Below are 20,804 nucleotides of genomic sequence, written 5' to 3' on the forward strand. Positions count from 1 at the left end.
CAAAGTGGTGCGAATTCTTGTTGTCCAGCACAAGTTTGAAAATTTGGCGGGGCCTCCCGGAGGTGCCCCCGTCAGAGGGTAATTCGAGCCCCGCGCGCCAAATATGTATGACCTTTTTTCGGAGGTTGGTTGTTGTTTAGTCATGAGCAAAAACGAAACAACCAAGCAGCGCGGATGGTTGAACAAGTCCGAGATGGCCTCGAGCCTCGGGATTTCTCCGCAAGCCTTTGATAAATGGGGCGTTCAACCAATCGAGCGAATAGGTCGAGAGGCCTTCTACACGGTGGCGGATGTGGTCGAAAACCGCATCCAGCACGCCGCTCGGAAACAACAACCTGAGGGGGAGCTACCGGAAGGTGTTGATCCCTACGTCGAAGCGAAACTGATGCAGGCGCGGCTCGAACTTACACGCGCTCAAACCTACGCCCAGGAACAGAAGAACCAGGTGAATGACAAGCTCCTGGTCCCCGTCCCATTTGCCACCTACGCGCTGGCCAAGATCGCCGCCAAGATAGGTTCGAAGCTGGAGACGGTCGGAAAGACCGTGAGCCAACGCCACCCAGAGATGGACCCCTTAATCCTGGAAGCCTTCGAGCGGGAGATCGCCCTGGCGCGCAACCTCTCGGCCGACTTCGGCGACGACCTTCCGGGATATCTCGATGAGTACCTTGCAACCCTGGATGAATGACCTGCGCAATGCGGTCAAGCTGGGCTTGCAGGCCATGTTCAAAGACCTGCCGATGACGGCGGTCCAATGGGCCGACGATAACTTCTATATGTCGGCCGAGTCCTCGTACAACGAGGGCGATTGGAAGACGGCCCCGTTCCAGGTCGCGATCCTGAACGCGATGGGCAACGACCTGATCCGGGTGGTCAACTTCGTGAAGTCGGCCAGGATCGGCTACACGAAGCTGCTGATGGCCAACATCGGCTACAAGATCCAGCACAAGCGCCGCAACATCATGATGTGGAGCCCGACGGACCCGGATGCCGAGTCCATCAGCAAGAAGCACGTGATGGGGATGGTGCGCGACGTCGACGTGATGCTGGCCCTCGCGCCCTGGTATGGCAAGAAGCACAGCGACAACACCCTGGACAACAAGGTGTTCTCGAACCGGCGGAACCTCTGGATTCTCGGCGGGAAGGCCGCCAGGAACTACCGCGAGAAATCGCCCGACGAGGTGATCTACGACGAGTTGTCGAAGTTCGACGCTGACGTCGAGGGGGAGGGCTCGCCGACCTTCCTCGGCGACAAGCGCTTGGACGGTGCGATCTACCCGAAGTCCATCCGCGGCTCGACGCCCAAGACGGCTGGTAGCTGCCAGATCACCAAGGCGGCCGAGGAGTCGCCCTACCGGCTGCACTTCCACGTCGCCTGTCCGCATTGCCACCAAGAGCAGTCCCTGAAGTGGGGCGGCAAGGATTGCGCATTCGGTCTGAAGTGGCGGAAGAACGCGCTGGGCGAGGCCGAGGAGGCCTGGTACTCCTGCGAGCACTGCAATGCCTGCTTCATCCATCGCGACATGGTGGCAGCCCAGGAGAACGGGCGCTGGATCTGTTCGGAGACCGGCATCTGGACGCGCGACAGCATGGACTGGTTCGGCCCGGACAACGAGCCGATCCGCACGCCGCGCTCGGTCAGCTTCTACTGCTGGGCCATCTACAGCACCTGGAAAGACTGGGTGTCGCTGGCTGATGAGTGGCTCAAGGTCAAAGGCGACCGCGAGAAGCTGATCGCCTTCATCAACACCACGCGCGGAGAGGTGTGGGAGGAGGACCAGGGCGAGCGTGTGGAGTGGAAGACGCTCTACGCTCGCCGCGAGAACTACCCGAAGGTGCCACCCCAGGCGCTGGTCCTGATGGGTGGAATCGACACCCAGGACGACCGCTACGAGGGCCGCGTTTGGGCTTTCGGTCTTGGCGAGGAGGCATGGCTTGTTCACCGTTTCATTCTGACCGGCGATCCGGCCAGTGAGGAATTACGGCGTAAGGTCGGCTTGGAGATCCACCGGCAGTTCACTCGGGCTGACGGCGTTCCCATGCGTGTCGAGCGTTGGTGCTGGGATGCCGGCGGCCACTATGCCGATGAGGTAGAGGCCGAGAGCATCAAGCATGGTGTGCACTGGGTGGTTCCGACTTTCGGGGCCAGCACATACGGCAAGCCAATCGCCAACTTCCCGAAGCGTCGCAAGCGCAAAGTCTACAAGACCGAGCTGGGCACTGATAACGCGAAGGAGCTGATCTACAGCCGCCTGCGCATCGATGTGCCCATTCCGTGGCAACCGACGCCCGGCTGTGTGCACTTTCCGATCGACAGCGATATCTGCGACGAAGACGAACTGAAGCAGATCACCGCCGAGAAGAAGAAGTCGGTGATGGCGAAGGGTGTTCGCGTCCTGCGATGGGACTCCGGCGGGCGCCGCAATGAGGCGCTGGATTGCTTCGTGTACGCCCTTGCCGCGCTGCGCATCAGCCAGCAGCGCTTCGGCCTCGACCTCGACCAACTTGAGCGCGCGCGCGTTGATCCCGTGCCGGAGCAGGTCGCCCAACAGCAACCCTCGAACGAAAACCATGCCAGCACCTCTAGGGGCTGGCTCAACACTGGAAGCGGACCATGGCTCTGACAGCGCAGCAGATGCTCGACAAATACCTGGAGGCCGAGGCCGCCGTGCTCGAAGGGCGGACGGTGATCTTCAACGGACGCACCCACACCATGGAGGATATCGAGAAGATCCGTGCCGGACGCCGGGAGTGGGAGCGCCGCGCGGCGGCAGATCGGGACCGCGCCGCCGGTCGCCGTCCAGGCCCGGCGCTGGCGGAGTTCTGCTGATGAACCTGATCGATCGTCTACTGAAACCCTGGGCCCCCGACCTGGTGGCTCGGCGCCTGGCCGCCCGCGAGGCAATCCAGGCGTATGAGGCTGCCAGGCCAGGGCGAACCCACAAGGCCAAGCGTCAACCGCTGGGCGCCGACACCTCGCTACAGAAGTCTGCGGTCTCCATGCGAGAGCAGTGCCGGAAACTGGACGAAGATCACGATCTGGTTACCGGCTTGCTCGATCGCCTCGAGGAGAGGGTGGTGGGCGGTAGTGGCATCGGCGTGGAACCGCTGCCGCTGCGCCTGGATGGCTCGGTGCATGCCGAGTTGGCCATGGAAATCCGCAGTGCGTGGGCCGAGTGGTCACTCTCGCCGGAGACCTCTGGTGAGCTGACGCGGCCCCAGGTAGAGCGGCTGATGTGCCGCACTTGGTTGCGCGATGGCGAAGGCTTGGCGCAGAAGTTGATGGGACGAGTCCCGAACTACACGTTTGCCACGTCGGTGCCTTTTGCCCTGGAGCTGCTGGAGCCCGACTACTTGCCCTTCAGCTACAACAACCTGTCGAAAGGCATTGTCCAGGGTATCGAGCGTGACACCTGGCGCCGGAAAAGGGCCTATCACCTGCTCAAGGATCACCCCGGCAACCTGCAGACGCTGGGCGGCAGCCTGGCGGTGAAGCGCGTCGAAGCGGAACGGATCATCCACATCGCCTACCGCAAGCGGATCGGCCAGAACCGAGGCGTGCCGATGTTGCACGCAGTGCTGATCCGCCTTGCCGACTTGAAGGACTACGAGGAGAGCGAGCGGGTGGCGGCGCGCATCAGTGCTGCCCTGGCGATGTATATCAAGAAGGGCAACCCCGACAGCTACACGGTGGAGCCCGGGAAGGACCGGAAGAGCCGAACGATCCCCATCGCCCCCGGCATGGTCTTCGACGACCTCGAGCCAGGTGAAGACGTCGGGATGATCGAGAGCAACCGGCCGAACCCCTTCCTTGAAGGTTTCCGCAACGGCCAACTGCGGATGATCGGCGCTGGCACTCGCAGCACCTACTCCTCGGTGTCCAGGGCCTACGACGGCACCTACTCGGCACAGCGCCAGGAACTGGTCGAGGGCTGGCTGGGCTACGACCTGTTGCAGCACGAGTTCATCGACTACTGGTGCCGGCCTGTCTATCGGTCCTGGCTGCAGATGTACCTGTTGGCTCGGAAGGAGCGCCTGCCCGCCGACGTTGATCACCGCACTCTCTACGCGGCGGTCTACCAGGGGCCGGTCATGCCATGGATTAACCCGATGCATGAGGCCAACGCATGGGAGTTGCTGGTCAAGGCCGGCTTCGCCGATGAGGCGGAAGTTGCCCGCGCTCGTGGTCGAGATCCGCGCGAGCTGAAGAAGTCCCGTGAGACGGAGATCAAGGCGAACCGGGCAGCCGGCCTGGTCTTCAGTTCGGATGCCTACCACCAACTGGTCAAGTCCGGGATGGACCCGGTTGAGGCGGTGCAGAAGGTGTACCTGGGCGTCGGGAAGATGCTTACCGCCGCCGAGGCTCGCGAGCTCGTCAACAGATACGGCGCCGGCCTACCCGTGCCTGGGCCGGATTTCCCCAACGAGAGCAACAATGGAGGCGCCGATGGGCAGCCATCAAACCCTGATCCATAAAAGCCTGATGCTGCCGATGGCGGCGGCGTTGACTGAGGCCAACGCCCCGCATGAGTCCTGGTACAGCATTAAGGCTGCCGGTCGCGGCGTCGCCGAGGTGCTGTTGTACGACGAGATCGGCGTCTGGGGCATCACCGCGCTGCAGTTCGCTCGAGACCTCAAGGCAATGGGCGACCTGACCAAGATCAACCTGCACATCCACTCCCCGGGCGGCGACGTCTTCGAGGGGACGGCGATCTATAACCTGCTGCGCAACCACCCGGCCAGCGTCGACGTGTACATCGATGGCTTGGCGGCCTCGATGGCCTCGGTCATCGCCATGGCCGGCGACACCATCTACATGCCCGAGAACGCCATGATGATGGTGCATAAGCCCTGGGGCATCCAGGGCGGCGATGCGGACGACATGCGCCGCTATGCCGAACTGCTCGACAAGGTCGAGGACACCCTGGTCATGGCCTACGCCAACAAGACCGGGAAGTCCGCCGACGACATCAAGGCGCTCCTCAAGGAGGAGACCTGGATGAATGGCCGAGAGGCCGTCGCTGCCGGTTTCGCCGACCAGCTCACTGAGCCGCTGCAAGCGGCCGCTCACCTTTCCTCCAAACGCATGCAGGAGTTCGCCCACATGCCCGAAGCTCTGAAAACTCTACTGGCCCCGCGCGCCCAGACCCCCGCCGCGCCGACCAACACTCCCGCGCCGACTCCGGCACCGGCCGTGCCGGCGGCTCCCGTGGCCGCCGCCCCAACCGAGGCCGATATTCGCGCCCGCATCCTCGCCGAGGAATCTGGTCGCCGCAGCGCAATCACTGCTGCCTTCGGCGCGTTTGCCAGCGGGCACGCCGAACTGCTCGCCACCTGCCTGAACGACATGACCATCACCGTCGACCAGGCACGCGAGAAGCTGCTGGCTGCCATTGGCGCCGATACCAAGCCGGCCGCCACCCCTGGCGCTGGCGCCCACATCCATGCCGGCAACGGCAACCTGGTGGGCGACTCGGTGCGCGCGAGCGTGCTGGCCCGCATCGGTCGCGGCGAGCGCCAGGCCGATAACGCCTACAACGGCATGACGCTCCGCGAACTGGCCCGTGCCTCGCTGGTCGATCGCGGGATCGGCGTGGCCTCGCTCAACGCCCCGCAAATGGTCGGCTTGGCCTTCACCCACACTTCCAGCGACTTCGGCCTGATCCTTCTGGACGTCGCCAACAAGTCGGTGCTGGCGGGCTGGGAAGAGGCCGAAGAAACCTTCCCGCTGTGGACCAAGCCCGGCATTCTCACTGACTTCAAGCCGGCGCGCCGCGTCGGTCTGGGCGAGTTTTCCTCGCTGCGTCAGGTGCGTGAGGGCGCCGAGTACAAGTACGTCACCCTTGGCGAGCGCGGCGAGCAGATCATCCTGGCTACCTACGGAGAGCTGTTCAGCATCACCCGTCAGGCGATCATCAACGACGACCTGCAGATGCTCTCGGATATCCCGTTCAAGCTGGGCCAGGCGGCCAAGGCCACCATCGGCGACCTGGTCTATGCGGTTCTGACCGGTAACCCGGCGATGAGCGATGGCAAGGCCCTGTTCCATGCCGACCACAGCAACCTGCTCACTGGCGCGGCTTCGGCGCTTTCCATCGACAGCCTGAGCAAGGCCAAGACCCAGATGGCCACCCAGAAAGCCCAGGTAGAGAAGGGCAAAGGGCGCACCCTCAACATCCGTCCGGGCTTCGTTCTGACTCCGGTGGCACTCGAGGACAAGGCCAACCAGATCATCAACTCCGAGTCCGTGCCGGGCGCCGACGTCAATAGCGGCATCGTTAACCCGATTCGCGCATTCGCACAGGTGATCGGCGAGCCGCGCCTGGACGATGCCTCGGCGACCGCCTGGTACATGGCTGCCAAGAAAGGCTCTGACACCATCGAAGTGGCCTACCTGGACGGCGTCGATACCCCGTACCTGGAGCAGCAGGAAGGCTTCACTGTCGACGGCGTGGCCAGCAAGGTGCGCATCGACGCTGGCGTGGCGCCGCTGGACTTCCGCGGGCTGCAGAAATCCAACGGTGCCTGATCGGCGCCAACTCCCGAGCCCCGCACCTAGCGGGGCTTTCTGTTTCTGCCATTAGGAGAATCAACCATGGCGAAGAACTATGTGGAGGACGGCAACGTCCTGACTCTCATTGCGCCCGCTGGCGGCGTTCAGTCCGGCGTACCTGCGGTGATCGGAGACCTGGTGGTGGTGCCGCTGGTAGATGCCGCCGCGGGCGAGCCGTTCGCCGGAAAAACTGGCGGCGTCTGGAGCCTGCCTGCTGCCGCTGGCCTGACCCAGGGTGCCAAGTGCAGCGTCCTCGATGGGGAGCTGGTAGCTGCTGCCACTGCCGACTCGGTGGCGTTCGGCAAGATCACCGAGCCCACCGTTGACGGCTTCGCGTCGGCGATGCTGATCCAACAATGAGCGCGCCGGGCCGTTTTGGCCGGCTGATCCAACGGCTCCACGAGCGTGGGCAAGAGCGGTTATCTGATGCCGTGGGCGAGTTCCGCGGCATCGGTCGCCCCCCGATCAAGGGGATACCTCTGCAGGTCGATCGAAACCTCAGTTACGACGGACCTGATGGGGTTTTCATCACGGACAAGGTTGGGATCAGTTGGCTGGCGAAGGATGTTCCCACGGCATCACGTGGTGACCTCTTCGTTATCGGGTCGTCGCGCTATCTCGTCGAAAAGCTCATTGCGAACGACGGTTGGTTGCTGACGGCAGCAACGATTGAGGAGGAAGCATGAAGCCGAACGTGCTCACGATCGGCCGCTTGGCCTTGCTGGCGCGCCTGCAAACCATCACGCCAAACCAGGGATACCGGACGGACGCGGGCACTCGCGTGCTCTCTGGGTGGTTTAACGAGCTGGTCAAGGAGCGGCATGAGGGCTTTCCGCTGATTGTCGTCCAGCCGGGCAAGGAGCAGCCGCCGGAGCATCTTGATGCCGCCGTTCGCTTCCATCGCGGCTTCGACGTGGTAGGCGCGGTGCAAGGTGGGTATGACCACTATGAGGAGGCTCTGGAGGACCTACAGCTAGACCTTCTGGCGTGTCTGATGCCTGCCCCCAAGGGTCAGTTCCTGCGCTGGCTGCCCCGAGAGCGCGGCATTACCGGGCTGACGTTGGGGGCGCCTGAGCCGTACCCGCCGGGCGATGGAGTGGCCGCTGCCGTGATTCGAGTCCCTGTGTATCTGAAAACCATCATCGAGGCGTAACCCATGAAGAGCGATCCCCAGGTGCCGGCCTCGGTCGACGCCGCGCCGCCGGCTGCGCTGAACAAGGCCGTCGAGGTCACCCTGGTCAAGGTGCATTGGCACCAGGGCAAGGAGAAGGCGGCCGGCGAAAAGATCAACGTCAGCCCTGACCAGGTTGAATTCCTGCGCCGCGAAGGCGTGATCAAGAAGGAGGCCTGATATGGCTATCGAGAAAGAGACGTATGTGATCGGCGGACCCTTCAAGATCCGCGAGTCCGGCGCTACCACCCCCTTCCAGTTCGCTGGCCTGGCGTCCACTATCCAGCAGACCATCGAGACCAACGAGATCACTTTGCCGGATACCACCACCCCGCAGGGCGGTGAGTACGATGCCGTTTCGCGCATCACTTCGGTCGGTTTGTCGATCAACTTCCGCGAGCTCAAGACCAGCATCCTGGCTGCCTTGGTGTGGGGGGACGCCACCAATGTTCCTTCTGCCACCCACACCGACGAAGCGCACACCGCCGTTCCAGGAGGCACGATCGCGCTCGACTTCATGCCGCTGGAGATCACCAGCGTGAAGAGTGATGACGGCACCACGACCTACGAAGAGTTCGACGACTGGAACATGACCGGCGCCGGTATCGAAATCGTTGAAGGGGGTGCGATCTCTGCGGCCACGCCGATCAAGGTGACTTACAAGTCCGCCACCGTTGATGTGATCGAAGCGCTGACCAACAGCGGCAAGACGTTCGAGTTCCTCTTCGAGGGCGAGAACGCCGCCGGTACCCAGCGCCGTATCCAGGCGCGCTATTTCCGGTGCCGCCTGAACCCGTCGAGCCAACAGGACTGGCTCAATACCGAAGACTTCCTCGCTGCCGAGGCCACTGCCAAGGTGCTGATGGACCCGACCAAGGTCGGCGCAGGAAAGTCGAAGTACTTCAACATCAAGAAGGAACTGGCGACGGTGTGACGCCGTTCATGCCCGGCAGGGACGCCGGATGTGGGCGAGCCCGCGTGGTGCTACAGTGGCGCCATTTAGGGAGGGGTTGAAATGTACTCTAGGTCGCGCGGATTTACCCTTGTCGAGCTGATGGTCATTGTCGTCCTTTTGGGTGTCATGGTCGCTTTCGCCATTCCGTCTTTTGTGAATCTCATAAAAGGCAACAGCACGGCCTCGGCGCGCAATGATTTGCAAAAGAGTCTCGATTATGCGCGCGCGATGGCGATGACAAATAAGACCGGTGCGCAGGTCTGCGTAGCTGATGGGACAATAACTATCAGCAATGCACGTAAAGCGGAAAAAATCATAACAGGCGGAAGCGGGGGCTCTGTTCAGTACGGATTTAAGTATGACTGGGAGGTCGCAAGTAAGCTCTCGTCTAAAGAGTACAAAGCTATTGGGTCCAATGGGCTAGATTCTGGCTGTGTTGTGTTTGCTTACAATGGTTCAATACCTGAGATTGCTAAGAAGGCGCCGAAGTCTCCTAAGCCGCCTCTTAGTTCTGAGGGTAAGTGTGACACCAGTTCTTCGCCTCCTCCATATGTAAATAAGGATGGATTCTTCGGCCGCTCGGATGGCTCTGCCGATCCGGAATGGGAGCTGATCTTCAACGGCGCCGGTTTCTATGTTGTCAGAAAGCCTGGAGGGGCTGACTTTACAAGTGATCTGTCTTGGGACACTTCTGGCTGCTGATAGTTTTTCCAGTTACGGACCCCGCTATTTGCGGGGTTTTCTTTTTTATGGAGTCGAAAATGTCCACATTCACAGCAAGTCGGGTTGTTGATATTGATGGCGTTGAGTTGACCGTGCGGGAACTTAGCGTTGCGGATGTTCGAAAGCTAATGCAGGAGGTCAGTGACCAAGACCTCGTCAGTAATGCTCTCTTCGAAGATATCAGGCTTTCCGATCTGTGCCTGATGACGTCGGTTACGGAGAGCCAAATTAACGATCTCCGGCCTAGCCAACTCGCCAAGTTGCGGGATGCATGTAAAGAGGTGAACCCGCATTTTTTCGGAATGCTGGGCCGTCTCTCGAAACTCCGCGACAAGCCTTGAGGAGTTTGGAGCGCGCCATTTGCGTTCTGGTGAGGCTTGGGCATCACCACGTCCTTGAATATCCCTGGTCGCTGTTCTTGACCGCGCTGAAGGCTGAATGAAATGGCTGACGTAAAGATCCGGCTGACTGCTGACCTCGATGATGCGCTGCGCGAGGTGTCAGGTTTCCGCAAGGAATACGCCGAACTGGTCAGACAGGTCGCGCAACCTCTCAAGCGTTTAAACGATTTCACTGCTCTCGAAAGCACCCTTGAGGACACGCAACGCCAGGCGCGCTCGGCGCGCGAGCAGATCCGCACGCTCGGCAACGAACTGGCATCGACGATCAGGCCAAGCCGCGAATTGCAGCAGGCTTACCGGGACTCCATTTCGGACTTGCGCAGCCTGGAGCGGGCAGAGACGGTCCAGATAGCTCGGCTTTCCGCGATGCGGCGGGAGTTGAAGCAGGCGGGGCTGGATACGAGGAGCCTGACATCCGAACGGCAGCGGCTCCAGCGGGAGTTGGATCGAAACCTCCAGGCTGGCCGGAATGATGCGGCCACCACCAGCCTCCGGCAACAGGCCGCAGCGATCAAGCAGAGCGCGATCGAACAGCGCCGCTTCAACTTGGAGCAAGCGCGCAGCAGCCTGGGAGTAGCCAGGGTGCGCGAACTGCAGGCTGCCATCGGGCAGTTGAACCAGCAATATCGCTTGCTTCGGTCCAGCGGAACGCTATCCACAAGGGAGCTTGCCGTTGCGCAGCGGGCGCTCAAGAAGCAGATCGCGGAGACCAAGAGCGAACTCAACTCGCTTGGGGCCGGCTCGCGGCTGTCGAGCATCGGCTCTCTCCGCGGGAGCGGCCCGGCACTGGCGGTTGCAGGTCTCGCCGCCGCAGTAGGCGCTGCAACGGCGAAGCTAGCGAACGGGGCCGACACTGTTGGCCGGCTTGATTCTAGGCTTGGCCTGGCAACCCGCTCGCAGGAAGAGTTCAACACCGCGCAGATCGAGCTCGACCGTATCGCCGATGATGTCCAGGGTGATGTCGGCGACCTCATCGGCCTTTATTCGCGGTTGCAGCGCCCGCTTCGGGATGCGGACATGGATCAGCGCGCCGCCCTTGAAACCGTAGAGGCGGTGTCGCTCGGACTGAAAATCGGCGGGGCATCTGCCGAGGAGGCGGCCTCGGTCATTACCCAGTTCTCCCAGGCCGTCGGCAGTGGTGTTCTGCGGGGCGAAGAGTTCAATACCGTTCTGGAGTCCTCGGATCGCATTGCTGGCGCCCTGGCGGACTCCTTCGGAGTGACTGTCGGCCGGCTTCGCGAGATGGCTGCCGCCGGTGAACTGACCTCGGAGCAGATCGTTATCGCGTTGCGGAAGGAACTGCCGAAGCTCCGCGAGGAGATGGCGTCGTTTGCCCCGGAGATTGGTGCGGGGCTGAACCGGATCTTTTCCGAAACCCAGAAATACTGGGGGCGTCGCGCGAAGGAAACAGGCGTCGTCGACTGGGTTGCGAACCAGTTGAACGATGTTGCGAAGGGAATCAACACGGCGAATACGCTGGTAAAAAAGGGGGAGGGCAGCCTCACAGCCACCCTCGCCGCCGAGAAGGCTCGACAAGAGCAGATCGTGAAGCGCCAGAACGATGCCCTGAAGCGGGCTCGGGAACAGAACGTCGCCGATCTCCAGTCTGAGGTTGTTCGGACCAAGGCCCTCCTTGAGCAGTCCACAAAGAACCTCAACGACGCGCTTTCGCGCCAGGCAGATGTCCGCAAGGAGTTTGCCGATCTGGTGAAGGGCATCCAGGCGACGCCCACCTCCGGAACGCAGACCTTCGGTGATGCCACTGCGGCCCAGGCCTCGGCTCGCAACGCCCTGAACGCTGGCAACAACCAAAAGGCGATCGAGGAGGCGCGCCGCGCGCTGCAGATCCTTCAGCAACTGAAGGACGCTGGCGCGAACAGCTACGGCTTCGAAGGCGTGGCCAAGGAGGTGGAGCGCATCGCCAACAAGGCTGCGGAGGTCGAGGCTGGTAACGCCAAGGCCGCGGATGACGTCAACCGCCTGAACCTGGCCGACCTCGAGGAGCGCATCAAGGCTGTGCAAAACGTCGAGGTATCGTTCGGAATGGACTTCGAAAGCGCGGAGACCTTGAAGCAGCAGGTCGCCGACATCGCCGCCGGATTGGCTGAGCAGCTCGTGATACCGATCACGCTGGTTCCGCCTCCGGAGATGGGCTTGCCTGGCGTGCCCAGCATCACCCCCAAGATACCCGGGTTTGCCACTGGTACGCAGAGCGCTCCCCCTGGCATGGCGTGGGTTGGGGAGCGCGGGCCGGAGTTGATGATGATGCGCGGAGGAGAGCGCATCTTCAACGCGGTGCAGTCGCTGCAGATGTCGCAGAGGTATCAACGAACTCTCCCCGAGATACCCGAGATTCCGACCGCGGCGCTTCAGCAGGCGAATCCGCCGGCAGCCATGCAAAACCTGGGTTCGCTGACCCTCAACCTGGGCGGAGACGATGCCGGTTTCACCGTTTTCGGGACACACGACACGCTCCGCGATATACGCAAGGCCGCCTCGAAGTTCGGGCGGACACGCCCAAAATGACCGAGCCCGCCTAGCGCGGGCTTTTTTATGGAGCTGGGAATGATCATTCCGAACGTGATGCTTGGGGGCGTGCCGATCGTGATACACGGCGGCGCCCCGCAGTGTCAGTACCAGGCTGTAGATGGCGGCGTCGAGCGATTGAGGCTCAGCGGAGGTGCGGCAGTACAGATGACGCACTGGCGCAAGACGGCAATCACCATCAGCGGTTCAGGATGGATCGGCACGGGGATGCTTGGACTCGACTTCGACAACCCGTTGGAGCTGCGATGCAATGCGTCGCTTGGCATTTCCGGCCGTACTGCCGCCGACCGAGTGTTCACCATCCCGGGAGAGGTTCGCCCCGACGCCGGTCCGTGGGGGCTGGCGCTGGTCGGTCGTGAGTGGGTCAGAACGGACGTGTCGTCCGCGGGCCAGGTGGTCACTGTGTCGGAGATTCCTGGCGCGCAACTCTACCGCGTCGAGTGGTGGCCGCTGTTCCACGTCTTCGCGTCGATCCCACCTGAGGCGCTTGATGCTTCGAACAACAGCCGGACCTGGCAAATTGTCGCTGAGGAAATCTGATGCTCAACGGTGGACCGCTCAATAGCGCTGCGCTGAACTCGGCCGCTCACTCCGCTGTGCCTGGTCCTGAGCCGATCATCCCTGGCTACGCTTTCACATGGCGCCCAATCGTGCGCGTTGGCGATGACGACGTTACGCCGCTCCTGACCGGGGAGATCGAGGTCGATCGTGAAGAGGGGGCGGCTGGCGTCGCGTCCTTTTCGATCTATCTCGGCGACGGCCCTGTTGTCCCTACGGACTGGATTGGTCGAACCGTAACCATCGACTACGCAACGGAGACTGCGGGTGAGCTGAGTCAGGGCCGGCGGTTTACGGGAAGGGTTACGCAGCCAGCCTGGAATCCTGTTCGGCGCGTCTTGGACGTCAGTTGCACGGACCAGTTGCAGCAGCGTGTAGAGGCCATGGAGATTGCGGCCGTCGACGCCCTGGTCGGCGGTGCCTGGTCCGCCGATGTGTTCGAGCCGGTCGATGGACGCTCGCGGTGGGACTATGCCCAGGAGCGTTTGACCAGCGTCACCGGGAGCTTGGACTGCTCGCCATATGGTGCTCTCCGCGTCACATCATGGCTTGCTGTGGCGCCTGCCTTCGAGTTCGGCCCAGGCTCTACGGTGTACGGAACGCTTGCAGTCGAGCTGGCCGACCTGAGTTCGCAGACGAACAGGGTCGAGATCGAGTGCGACTACCGATTCAGCCGGCTCTGGCAGTTGAACGCCTCGTATGGTTGGCAGCACCCCGGCACGGGGAACGCGGTCGGCGAGGCGGGGTTCTGTAATTGGCGCGGCGACGACACCGAGTTACCTGATGTCGAGATGATCACATCGGCGACCGAAAGCAGCGGCCAGACGTTGTTCTATGCAACTTGGTATCCGCTGCCACCCACTGGGGTCTACTGCAATCCGCCGGCGGCATGGGTCAACAACTTCACCGAATTGCTGCTCGGCGGAAATTGGATTGCTGGCCGGCGATGGGTGCAGTCCGTAACCGAGCGCTACCGGCTGGTCATGGAAGTTCAGCCGAGCGTGGCGGCGACCGGCCCGATTGTCGGTCGGCAGCGTGCATCGTTCGAGATCGAGTCGGACAGTGCCGAGCGCTGGGAAAACGACCCCATCACGGGCGGCAACACAGGCCATAGCGATGAAAAGGACGACAGCCGGCGATTGGCTGCGCTGAACTGCCTGCTCGCTCAGGGAGCAACGACGCTCATCGCAGCGCACCGTGGGACGACTGTGACGTGGGACGTGCCTACCAGCATGGTTTTACCGATCGACCTGGTGCATACGCTCCGCCTCGATGATCAGGGCGCGCGTGCGGTGGGCAAGTGTCGGCGCATTGTCGACCGGCTCGACCTCGCATCCGGAAGCGCCCTGACCACGATCTCTATCGCGGTGATGCGAGGCGGCGCTGGCGCAGCAGATCCCCTTGTTCCGCCGGCTGGCTCGTCCGATCCCGCCAGCCCACCGTCGGGCGGTGGCCAACTTACGACGCAGCTCGGAGGTCGCAACGGAAGTCCGGCGTATGACGATGAGGCGGATGGTTTCTCGGGCAACTGGAGCAATCGCGATCCCGGCGCCGAACTGTTCCCGCGGCGCTTCTCGTTGACTGCAAACGATATTCCGGAGGCCTACCGGGACGAACATGCGCCGGAGATCGCAGCCACTTACCGGGTAGCTGTACCTGATGACGTACTGGAGATGTAGCGATGGCGAGAGCCTGGATCAACAACTGGAAGACGACGCTGAGCGTAGGGCTGTCGCCTGGCGCGTTGAGCCTGACGGTGCCGGATGCCGCCGCCGCGCTGCTGCCTCTCTCCGGCGGTAGCTGGGTGCTGTTGACGCTGGCGGATGACGCTGGCGCGCAGCATGAAATCGTGAAAGCAACCGCGCGTGCCGGCGGGGTGGTGACGATCGATCGCGCCCAGGAAGGAACCTCCGACGGCAACTGGCCGGCGGGAACGGCGATCTATGCAGCCGTCACGGCCGGCGACCTCATGACGCTCCAGGCGCGCATCCAGGCTCTGGAGTCCGGGGCGTCTGGCGGCACCCTTGTCGACGAAACCGGCGCAACGCTGGTCGACGACGCCGGCAACAACCTGATCATGGAGAACATTTGATGGCAACTGTTACGCACGTCCTGTCCGGCGCCGGGGAGCCGCTCGACCCGCCACCAAGCATCGGTGCTCACTACGTGAACACGAACAACGGCGCGCTATACCTGGCGAAGGGCACCGCGAGCGGTGCCGATTGGGTGAGGCTGGGTAGTGGCGGTGGCAGCGCTCCGAGCGAGGTGCTGCATGTCAATACCGACGGCCAGTTCCTCCTCGGGCCTCAACACTCATTTGTTGATGCCCGTCTGTTCGCAATTCCCGAGCTTGGCACCGCCGCAATTGGAATCGATCCCAGCACATCCCGACAGTTCGACCTGAACATCAGAACCTGGGCTCCGAGCGGGCAACAACTGCAAATCAGGGTTACGTCGGGTGAATTGCCCGGAGGTATGTCGATCGTGGGCACCTCCAGGCAGTGGGCGGCGCAGGAGTCGTATGGGTTCGTGATCAATGCAAATGACCTCAACGGCGAGGTGTGGGCGCGCATCTATTTCGATGCTGACGAACTCACCCTGTCGATGCTGGTGTTCAGCGATGTGCTGAACGCGTAGGAGATAGCGTATGGCTCTTTCAGATGAGCGCCGCAGCCTCGGCGCGAGGAATGAAGCGATCCGCCGCGCCGGCGGCCAACGGGTTGAAGCGGAGCGGCGTGGCGACCAGGGGTTGACCGCGGCACTCAACCGGCTGATCGAGCCGGAGCGTCAGGCGCGGTCGCTACGGAAAATCGACCCGCGCGGCGCCCTGGATGCTGCGCGCGGCAGGGCCGACTACAACCCCGCCGGCAAGCAGATCGGCGGGGGCGGTGTGTCCTGGCCGCTGGCCGAGACCGACAAGTCGAAGCGCACGGTGGCCGACGAGGAGATCGTGAGCACCGATGGCCTGGTGGTGGTTGTGTTCAAGCGTGTCACCAGCTTCGAGATGCAGGATGGCGGTGAGAATATTGGCCGCATGGAGTTCAAGGCATGAACCAGCTTATGCCCTGGGACGGAGAGGTCGTTCGCATGGGCTGGCCGTGGCACGGAAAGATCCGCCAGCCGAACAAGGATCTGGCCGGCTACGTCACCCTGCCGAACGGGGCGACGCGCCCAGCGATCGCGTACTACGGCACCTGGCCGATGAATCACACGCATCTGTTCGACATGGGCCTACCGGACCATGACGACCCGCAGGTCGAGGAGCAGGGCGGGAAGTGGTGGGGGCGGACTATCCTTCGGGGTGGCGGCAATTACGACTATCAGTTGTACTACGGCGGCGCGACGACCTCGGCCGAGGGGCAGCCCTATACAGGCGACGCCCCATTCAGGGGGCTCCCCCTCTGGTGGTCTAGCGACGAGGAGCCGCGCCGCCCGCTGTATGTGGATATCTACCTCAATGTGGAGCAGGGCAGCTACTACCTCGATTTTTGGACAAAGGGCGGAACGATTCACGCCCTTCGGAAGAAGATAACGCTTGAGGATGTTGGGCAGGGCGCAGGACAGCCGGAGTGTGCGGTAAAAGATCTGCTCGGGAGCAACTTCGACTACTGGTTTTTTGGTGAAAACGTCAAGCTGGACTACCTGAAGCTGCTGGGGGTCTACCGAAATCGGTTGCTGCTGGGGGTGGTGGTGACACAGGGTGAAGGGATGCGGCAGATTGACCCGCCGCCCGGAACGTCGGTGGTCAGCGGTTCGTCCCCGTCTGGCGCCCCTCAGGGGTTGTATGGTCTCGTCGAGGTGACCATTGCCCCGGATATCCGAGATCCAGAGGCGGATCACAGTCAGACGGTCACAATAGGCGTGATCGAGAATCGCCAGGCCGCGCTCGGTAATCCGGTTCATCAGGTGACCGACGAGAGCAGTCAGCCGGGCGATCCCATCGAAACCACGCTCTATCGAGAGGAATGGAACCAGACCTCCGGGTTGCTGACCGCTTGGTATGACGCCCAGGGAAACATCCATACCGCGCGCTACAACCGACGCCACTATGCACTTAAGGAGTACCGCAACGAGCCCGGCGTGACGACAAGAACAGCGACGGAGCGAAGCAGCGAGGTTGCGCTGTTGAGCGGCTCCGGATCAGTTGTCGACAGCACTGTACTGACAGAGCAGTTCGAGGCGATCTACATCCCAGGGACAGGACTGCAGATCACTCGGACGGTGAAGTGTACGGGGGAGCCGGATGACGTCACGACCTATACCGACCCAGACCATACGGGTGGGCCGGTGGTCACCCCGCCGACGACGACATTCCCCCCAGGCATGCATATCGTCAACACCGTTGCGACCTATCAGTGGCTGGTGAATGACGAGAACATGCTGGCCAACCAAGACCAGCACCAAGTGTGGCTCGCCGCGTTGAGCAACAACAGCGCAGCCATCTGCCACATCCGCGATCCGTTCGACTATCCCGAGGGGCAGACCACAACAACCGTCAGCGTTCGCCAGGGGCCGGCCGTGCGCCTCGGCGGCGTGACCTCTGGAACGGTTACCGACACCCTGACCAAGAGTAAGCCCGCGCATGAGTACCGGCGCGGATTTTTCTGGGAGCCAGCCGACCGCTGGGTGCGAGCCAGTTGCAACCCGATCACCGGAGAGCTCTCTCGCGGCCCGGAGTGCATCCAGTACCTGACCAGTTGGGTTTAGCCCCTCCTACTACTTCAAGGAGAAGCCGCATGACGCCGGCCTGTGTACCCCTGCGCATTGAAAAAGGGGCGACGTTCCGCGACACGATGCGGATCATGCAACCGAGCCTTGTCTACCGGCCGATCACCCAGATCGCGTCGACCGCTCCCGTCCGGCTGACCATCCCTGGGCACGGATTGCCTGGCACGTGGCTGGCCTGGATCGATGGCGTCCAGGGCATGTCCGAACTGAACCGCGCTCGGCTTCGGCAATTGCCTCACCGGGTAGCGTCCATTGACGACGACACGATCGAGATCAACCTGCTGTCAGCCGTTGGACTGGCGCCTGTGGGTGGGCAACTGATCTATCAGCCACCGGTTGACCTCACTGGCGCCGAGGTGCGGATGCAGATCCGCGCCGAGCCAGGCGGGACTGTGCTGATGACGCTGGCGCTCGGCTCTGGTCTGGAACTCGCCGGCGCCGGAACGATCTCGCGCGAGATATCGGCATCGGCTACCGCGGCGCTGGAATGGTCGGCGGCGGTCTACGACGTGGACGTGACCTACTCGGATGGAACGGTCCATCGCTACTACAGCGGGCCGATCACTGTGAGCCGTGGGGGAGGGTGCGATGGATGACACCGCCGAGCCCTGGGCGCTGGCGATCGAGGTGGATTGCGAGCCGCTTGTGCTCAGCGAGATGCAGGAATACGCGGTCACAGTGACGCCGCCGGCAGATGTGCTTGTGGTTGTTGCGGGTGACCAAGGGCCTCCCGGGAGGGATGGCGTAGACGGTGCCCAATGGGGCGCGACTGATTGGTGATGAAATGGCCCAGATTCGATTTTTCAAAGTGGCGACCCTGCCGGGTACGCTGGAGCCGGACAGCTTCTACTTCGTGGAGAACAGCAACTTCGCCGAATCGTATTTGACGAACTCGGCGGGGGTGGCGCGCTCGATCGGCAACAGCGCGATGATCAATGCGCTGATCAACGAGGCGTTGGCCAGCCTGCCCGGCACCGGCGCGCCGATCCTGTTCGTAGCCGATATCGCTGCACGCGATGCACTGGAGCCTGAGGGCGCAATCTTCGTCCTGGTTCAGGATGCGAGCGCGGACCCGACAGTCGAATCGGGCGCTGCGCTGTACGCATGGAACCCTGCGACCAGCGCCTGGCTGAAGGTTGCCGAGTATGAGTCGATGGACGTCGAGCTCAACTGGGACGCGATCAACGGGCGCCCGACGTCGACGCCGGCGCAGATCGACACTGCCGTTTCCCAGGCGCACACGCACGCGAACAAGTCGACGCTGGACAAGTTTGGTGAGGAGTCGGGCCTGGTGCGCTTCAACGGCCAGCCGATCCCGGCTGAGTGGAATGGGACGGCCTGGTAATGGCTGTGCTCCAGACCCACAAGGTCGTCGCGCAGTTGCCTGCGGTGCTGGAGCCGAACGCGATCTACTTCGTCCGGCGCAGCACCGGATACGACCAGTTCGTGACCAACGGCGCGGGCGTCGTGGTGGCATACCCGATGAACGTCCGCATCCCCGCGGCTGTTCCTGGGTATCTCGCCGATGGTTCCATGCTTCGGCTCACGATGAACCCTGACGGCCAACTGCCGGCCTATACCGCCGGCGGCGCAACTCTCAACCTACAGGTGCTTTTCAATGGCTGATGTACGACCGACGAAGTTGCAGAACGACGGCAACGGCTATGGCTCGCTTCGAGAGTTCGGGGACGGCGACACGGTGCCGGTTGCGCTTGGCGGAACAGGAGCAGCAACCGCTGCCGGCGCGCGCTTGAGCCTGTTCGACGCCAGGCTGCAGAACTTCAGCCTTCTGCTCGGTGGCGCTGACCAGCTCCCGTTCCAGACTGGGCCGAATAGCTGGTCGCAAACCCCGCTGACAAGCGTAGGGCGCGCTATGATCGCGGCATCTACGCAGGCAAATGCCCTGAACTACCTCGGCGGCGTTCCCAAGAGCCTGTCGTCCAGCCGGACCGTCTCGGACCCGAACACGGTACCGGACGAGTGCGGGTTCTACGGTATCGGTGTCGGTCCTTACTCGAACTTGCCGCCAGGCATCGATGCTCTGAACCCCATCGGGTCGATGCTCTATCACCACCCATACGACGTAAGCACCGCCGTGCAGATGCTTATCCCGCGTACTCTCGATTTCATGTACTTCCGTCGCAAGGCGGTTGGAACGTGGCAGCCCTGGGTGCGGATGCTTTCGGATAACCAACTCGTAGGTACGGTATCTGTCGATGGGGTGAATGCTCCGAACGGCGCGATTATGCAACAGAACGGGACCACGGCTACCAACGTTGGCACCAGCCTGCGTTTTGCCGACGGTACTCAAATCGTCTACGCGAGGCTTCGTCTAGACTTCAGCGCGGTTGACATCCTGACCCGTCAGTACACGTTCCCCATGTCTTTTTTCTCGCCGCCGAATGTTACCGCTACCTTGATCCAGGGCCAGCAGGCGGATATCAACCCGTTGCAGTTCCAGCAACTCGGGCCGGTTCTCGTCGCTGCTATTACGGTCAGCTCGTGCAACGTCCGAGTCATGCGCCCGACCTACGTGTCGGGTAGCTGGGCTTCGGGGAACTTCATCGAATGCTCTGTGATTGCTTCGGGGAGGTGGCGCTGATGAAATTCATGCTGAAGCCTGACCTGCAAGTCGGGCTGCCCGGCCAGGAGCGGGTGAGTTCGGTTTCTGTGTCCGGCCTGCGGTTGACCATCGACGGCGAAGAGTACGATTTCACCCCGCTCGCAGCGGGTGGGTACCTGCCTCCCGATGCGTACATAAGCGTAACCCCTCTACAGGAGGTGGAAGTCCGAGGTGACTTCCTTTTCGTGCGTTACATCCATCAGGTGACTGCGGATATCTCGACTGCGTACTGCGCCGAGGTCGATCCTATCCTGGTGGAAGTTGACGGACCCGTGGAGCTGCCGAAATGAGCATCGACTGGAGTCAACTGGTAACCCCCGAACAGCAGGCTGAAGAACGCCGGCAGGCTGAGTACGATGCCGCAACCGCGGCGCGGGCGAATGCCTACCGCCTGGAGAGTGACCCGCTCAAGACCGAGGCCGAGTTCGACGCTATCAAGGCCGGCACCGAGCCGGACTACCGCGCTTGGGTCGCCAAGGTCGAGGAGATCAAGGCCCGCTTCCCGTTGCCGGAGGCGAACAGAGGCGAATGACAGGTTGTCATAA

The 20,804-nt window shown here is 62.4% G+C and carries 26 protein-coding genes; all 26 read left to right on the forward strand.

Annotated features, from left to right (window positions below):
- The first annotated feature begins 142 nt into the window (after positions 1-142).
- The 26 genes from HMPREF3014_RS21545 to HMPREF3014_RS21665 all read left to right on the forward strand — a co-directional run bounded on the left by HMPREF3014_RS21545 (position 143) and on the right by HMPREF3014_RS21665 (position 20,791).
- A complete protein-coding gene (locus HMPREF3014_RS21545) occupies positions 143-688 on the forward strand; it encodes a terminase small subunit (protein ID WP_023083814.1) in 546 nt (181 codons plus the stop codon).
- Positions 660-2,624, forward strand: a complete 1,965-nt coding sequence (locus HMPREF3014_RS21550) for a phage terminase large subunit family protein (protein WP_031634615.1) — start codon at positions 660-662, stop codon at positions 2,622-2,624. Before HMPREF3014_RS21545 ends, HMPREF3014_RS21550 begins: the two co-directional genes overlap by 29 nt.
- Positions 2,615-2,830, forward strand: a complete 216-nt coding sequence (locus HMPREF3014_RS21555; protein ID WP_003159069.1) for a hypothetical protein — start codon at positions 2,615-2,617, stop codon at positions 2,828-2,830. Before HMPREF3014_RS21550 ends, HMPREF3014_RS21555 begins: the two co-directional genes overlap by 10 nt.
- Positions 2,830-4,476 (forward strand): phage portal protein, encoded by a 1,647-nt coding sequence (locus HMPREF3014_RS21560; protein WP_031634614.1) that lies wholly within the window; start codon positions 2,830-2,832, stop codon positions 4,474-4,476. Before HMPREF3014_RS21555 ends, HMPREF3014_RS21560 begins: the two co-directional genes overlap by 1 nt.
- Positions 4,448-6,529, forward strand: coding sequence for a ClpP-like prohead protease/major capsid protein fusion protein (locus tag HMPREF3014_RS21565; protein WP_034017240.1), 2,082 nt, complete (start codon positions 4,448-4,450; stop codon positions 6,527-6,529). The genes HMPREF3014_RS21560 and HMPREF3014_RS21565 overlap by 29 nt, the downstream gene beginning before the upstream one ends.
- Positions 6,530-6,595: 66 nt before the next feature.
- Positions 6,596-6,913, forward strand: a complete 318-nt coding sequence (locus HMPREF3014_RS21570; RefSeq protein ID WP_003129701.1) for a DUF2190 family protein — start codon at positions 6,596-6,598, stop codon at positions 6,911-6,913.
- Positions 6,910-7,239 carry a hypothetical protein gene (locus tag HMPREF3014_RS21575; RefSeq protein WP_003159073.1) on the forward strand — a complete coding sequence of 110 codons (330 nt, stop codon included), beginning with the start codon at positions 6,910-6,912 and terminating at the stop codon, positions 7,237-7,239. The genes HMPREF3014_RS21570 and HMPREF3014_RS21575 overlap by 4 nt, the downstream gene beginning before the upstream one ends.
- Entirely contained in the window at positions 7,236-7,706 is a 471-nt protein-coding gene (locus HMPREF3014_RS21580) for a hypothetical protein (protein ID WP_033943140.1), read from the forward strand. The genes HMPREF3014_RS21575 and HMPREF3014_RS21580 overlap by 4 nt, the downstream gene beginning before the upstream one ends.
- Before the next feature lie 3 nt (positions 7,707-7,709).
- Positions 7,710-7,904: a DUF7210 family protein gene (locus HMPREF3014_RS21585; RefSeq protein WP_004351266.1), complete on the forward strand. Its 195-nt coding sequence runs from the start codon at positions 7,710-7,712 to the stop codon at positions 7,902-7,904.
- A gap of 1 nt (position 7,905) precedes the next feature.
- Complete coding sequence (locus HMPREF3014_RS21590; protein ID WP_034017211.1) at positions 7,906-8,658, forward strand: phage tail tube protein; 753 nt, start codon at positions 7,906-7,908, stop codon at positions 8,656-8,658.
- Positions 8,659-8,739: 81 nt separating this feature from the next.
- The gene (locus HMPREF3014_RS33805; RefSeq protein ID WP_079382037.1) at positions 8,740-9,381 is read left to right on the forward strand and encodes a pilus assembly FimT family protein; all 642 of its coding nucleotides are present in this window, start codon (positions 8,740-8,742) and stop codon (positions 9,379-9,381) included.
- Positions 9,382-9,440: 59 nt separating this feature from the next.
- Positions 9,441-9,743 (forward strand): phage tail assembly protein, encoded by a 303-nt coding sequence (locus HMPREF3014_RS21595; protein ID WP_024082449.1) that lies wholly within the window; start codon positions 9,441-9,443, stop codon positions 9,741-9,743.
- 102 nt (positions 9,744-9,845) lie between these two features.
- Positions 9,846-12,329: a tape measure protein gene (locus tag HMPREF3014_RS21600; protein ID WP_034017209.1), complete on the forward strand. Its 2,484-nt coding sequence runs from the start codon at positions 9,846-9,848 to the stop codon at positions 12,327-12,329.
- A 39-nt stretch (positions 12,330-12,368) separates the two neighbouring features.
- Entirely contained in the window at positions 12,369-12,890 is a 522-nt protein-coding gene (locus tag HMPREF3014_RS21605) for a hypothetical protein (RefSeq protein ID WP_031642692.1), read from the forward strand.
- The gene (locus tag HMPREF3014_RS21610) at positions 12,890-14,587 is read left to right on the forward strand and encodes a hypothetical protein (RefSeq protein ID WP_034017207.1); all 1,698 of its coding nucleotides are present in this window, start codon (positions 12,890-12,892) and stop codon (positions 14,585-14,587) included. Before HMPREF3014_RS21605 ends, HMPREF3014_RS21610 begins: the two co-directional genes overlap by 1 nt.
- A 2-nt stretch (positions 14,588-14,589) precedes the next feature.
- On the forward strand, positions 14,590-15,000 hold the full coding sequence (locus HMPREF3014_RS21615; RefSeq protein ID WP_003129732.1) for a hypothetical protein: 411 nt from the start codon (positions 14,590-14,592) through the stop codon (positions 14,998-15,000).
- A complete protein-coding gene (locus HMPREF3014_RS21620; RefSeq protein ID WP_034017205.1) occupies positions 15,000-15,545 on the forward strand; it encodes a hypothetical protein in 546 nt (181 codons plus the stop codon). Before HMPREF3014_RS21615 ends, HMPREF3014_RS21620 begins: the two co-directional genes overlap by 1 nt.
- A gap of 10 nt (positions 15,546-15,555) precedes the next feature.
- Complete coding sequence (locus tag HMPREF3014_RS21625; RefSeq protein ID WP_004351256.1) at positions 15,556-15,960, forward strand: hypothetical protein; 405 nt, start codon at positions 15,556-15,558, stop codon at positions 15,958-15,960.
- Positions 15,957-17,615, forward strand: a complete 1,659-nt coding sequence (locus HMPREF3014_RS21630) for a hypothetical protein (RefSeq protein ID WP_034017204.1) — start codon at positions 15,957-15,959, stop codon at positions 17,613-17,615. Before HMPREF3014_RS21625 ends, HMPREF3014_RS21630 begins: the two co-directional genes overlap by 4 nt.
- A 29-nt stretch (positions 17,616-17,644) precedes the next feature.
- Positions 17,645-18,232 carry a hypothetical protein gene (locus HMPREF3014_RS21635; protein ID WP_034017203.1) on the forward strand — a complete coding sequence of 196 codons (588 nt, stop codon included), beginning with the start codon at positions 17,645-17,647 and terminating at the stop codon, positions 18,230-18,232.
- Entirely contained in the window at positions 18,225-18,416 is a 192-nt protein-coding gene (locus HMPREF3014_RS21640; RefSeq protein WP_003159486.1) for a hypothetical protein, read from the forward strand. Before HMPREF3014_RS21635 ends, HMPREF3014_RS21640 begins: the two co-directional genes overlap by 8 nt.
- 4 nt (positions 18,417-18,420) lie before the next feature.
- Positions 18,421-18,981 carry a hypothetical protein gene (locus tag HMPREF3014_RS21645; protein ID WP_031634607.1) on the forward strand — a complete coding sequence of 187 codons (561 nt, stop codon included), beginning with the start codon at positions 18,421-18,423 and terminating at the stop codon, positions 18,979-18,981.
- On the forward strand, positions 18,981-19,262 hold the full coding sequence (locus HMPREF3014_RS21650; protein ID WP_023092536.1) for a hypothetical protein: 282 nt from the start codon (positions 18,981-18,983) through the stop codon (positions 19,260-19,262). Before HMPREF3014_RS21645 ends, HMPREF3014_RS21650 begins: the two co-directional genes overlap by 1 nt.
- Positions 19,255-20,238 (forward strand): pyocin knob domain-containing protein, encoded by a 984-nt coding sequence (locus HMPREF3014_RS21655; RefSeq protein ID WP_031634605.1) that lies wholly within the window; start codon positions 19,255-19,257, stop codon positions 20,236-20,238. The genes HMPREF3014_RS21650 and HMPREF3014_RS21655 overlap by 8 nt, the downstream gene beginning before the upstream one ends.
- A complete protein-coding gene (locus HMPREF3014_RS21660) occupies positions 20,238-20,549 on the forward strand; it encodes a cupin domain-containing protein (RefSeq protein WP_023093256.1) in 312 nt (103 codons plus the stop codon). The genes HMPREF3014_RS21655 and HMPREF3014_RS21660 overlap by 1 nt, the downstream gene beginning before the upstream one ends.
- Positions 20,546-20,791 (forward strand): hypothetical protein, encoded by a 246-nt coding sequence (locus HMPREF3014_RS21665; protein WP_031634603.1) that lies wholly within the window; start codon positions 20,546-20,548, stop codon positions 20,789-20,791. Before HMPREF3014_RS21660 ends, HMPREF3014_RS21665 begins: the two co-directional genes overlap by 4 nt.
- Positions 20,792-20,804: the final 13 nt, after the last annotated feature.

The sequence above is a fragment of the Pseudomonas sp. HMSC065H01 genome (genome assembly GCF_001815235.1).
In the GTDB taxonomy this organism is placed as follows: Bacteria; Pseudomonadota; Gammaproteobacteria; order Pseudomonadales; family Pseudomonadaceae; genus Pseudomonas; species Pseudomonas aeruginosa.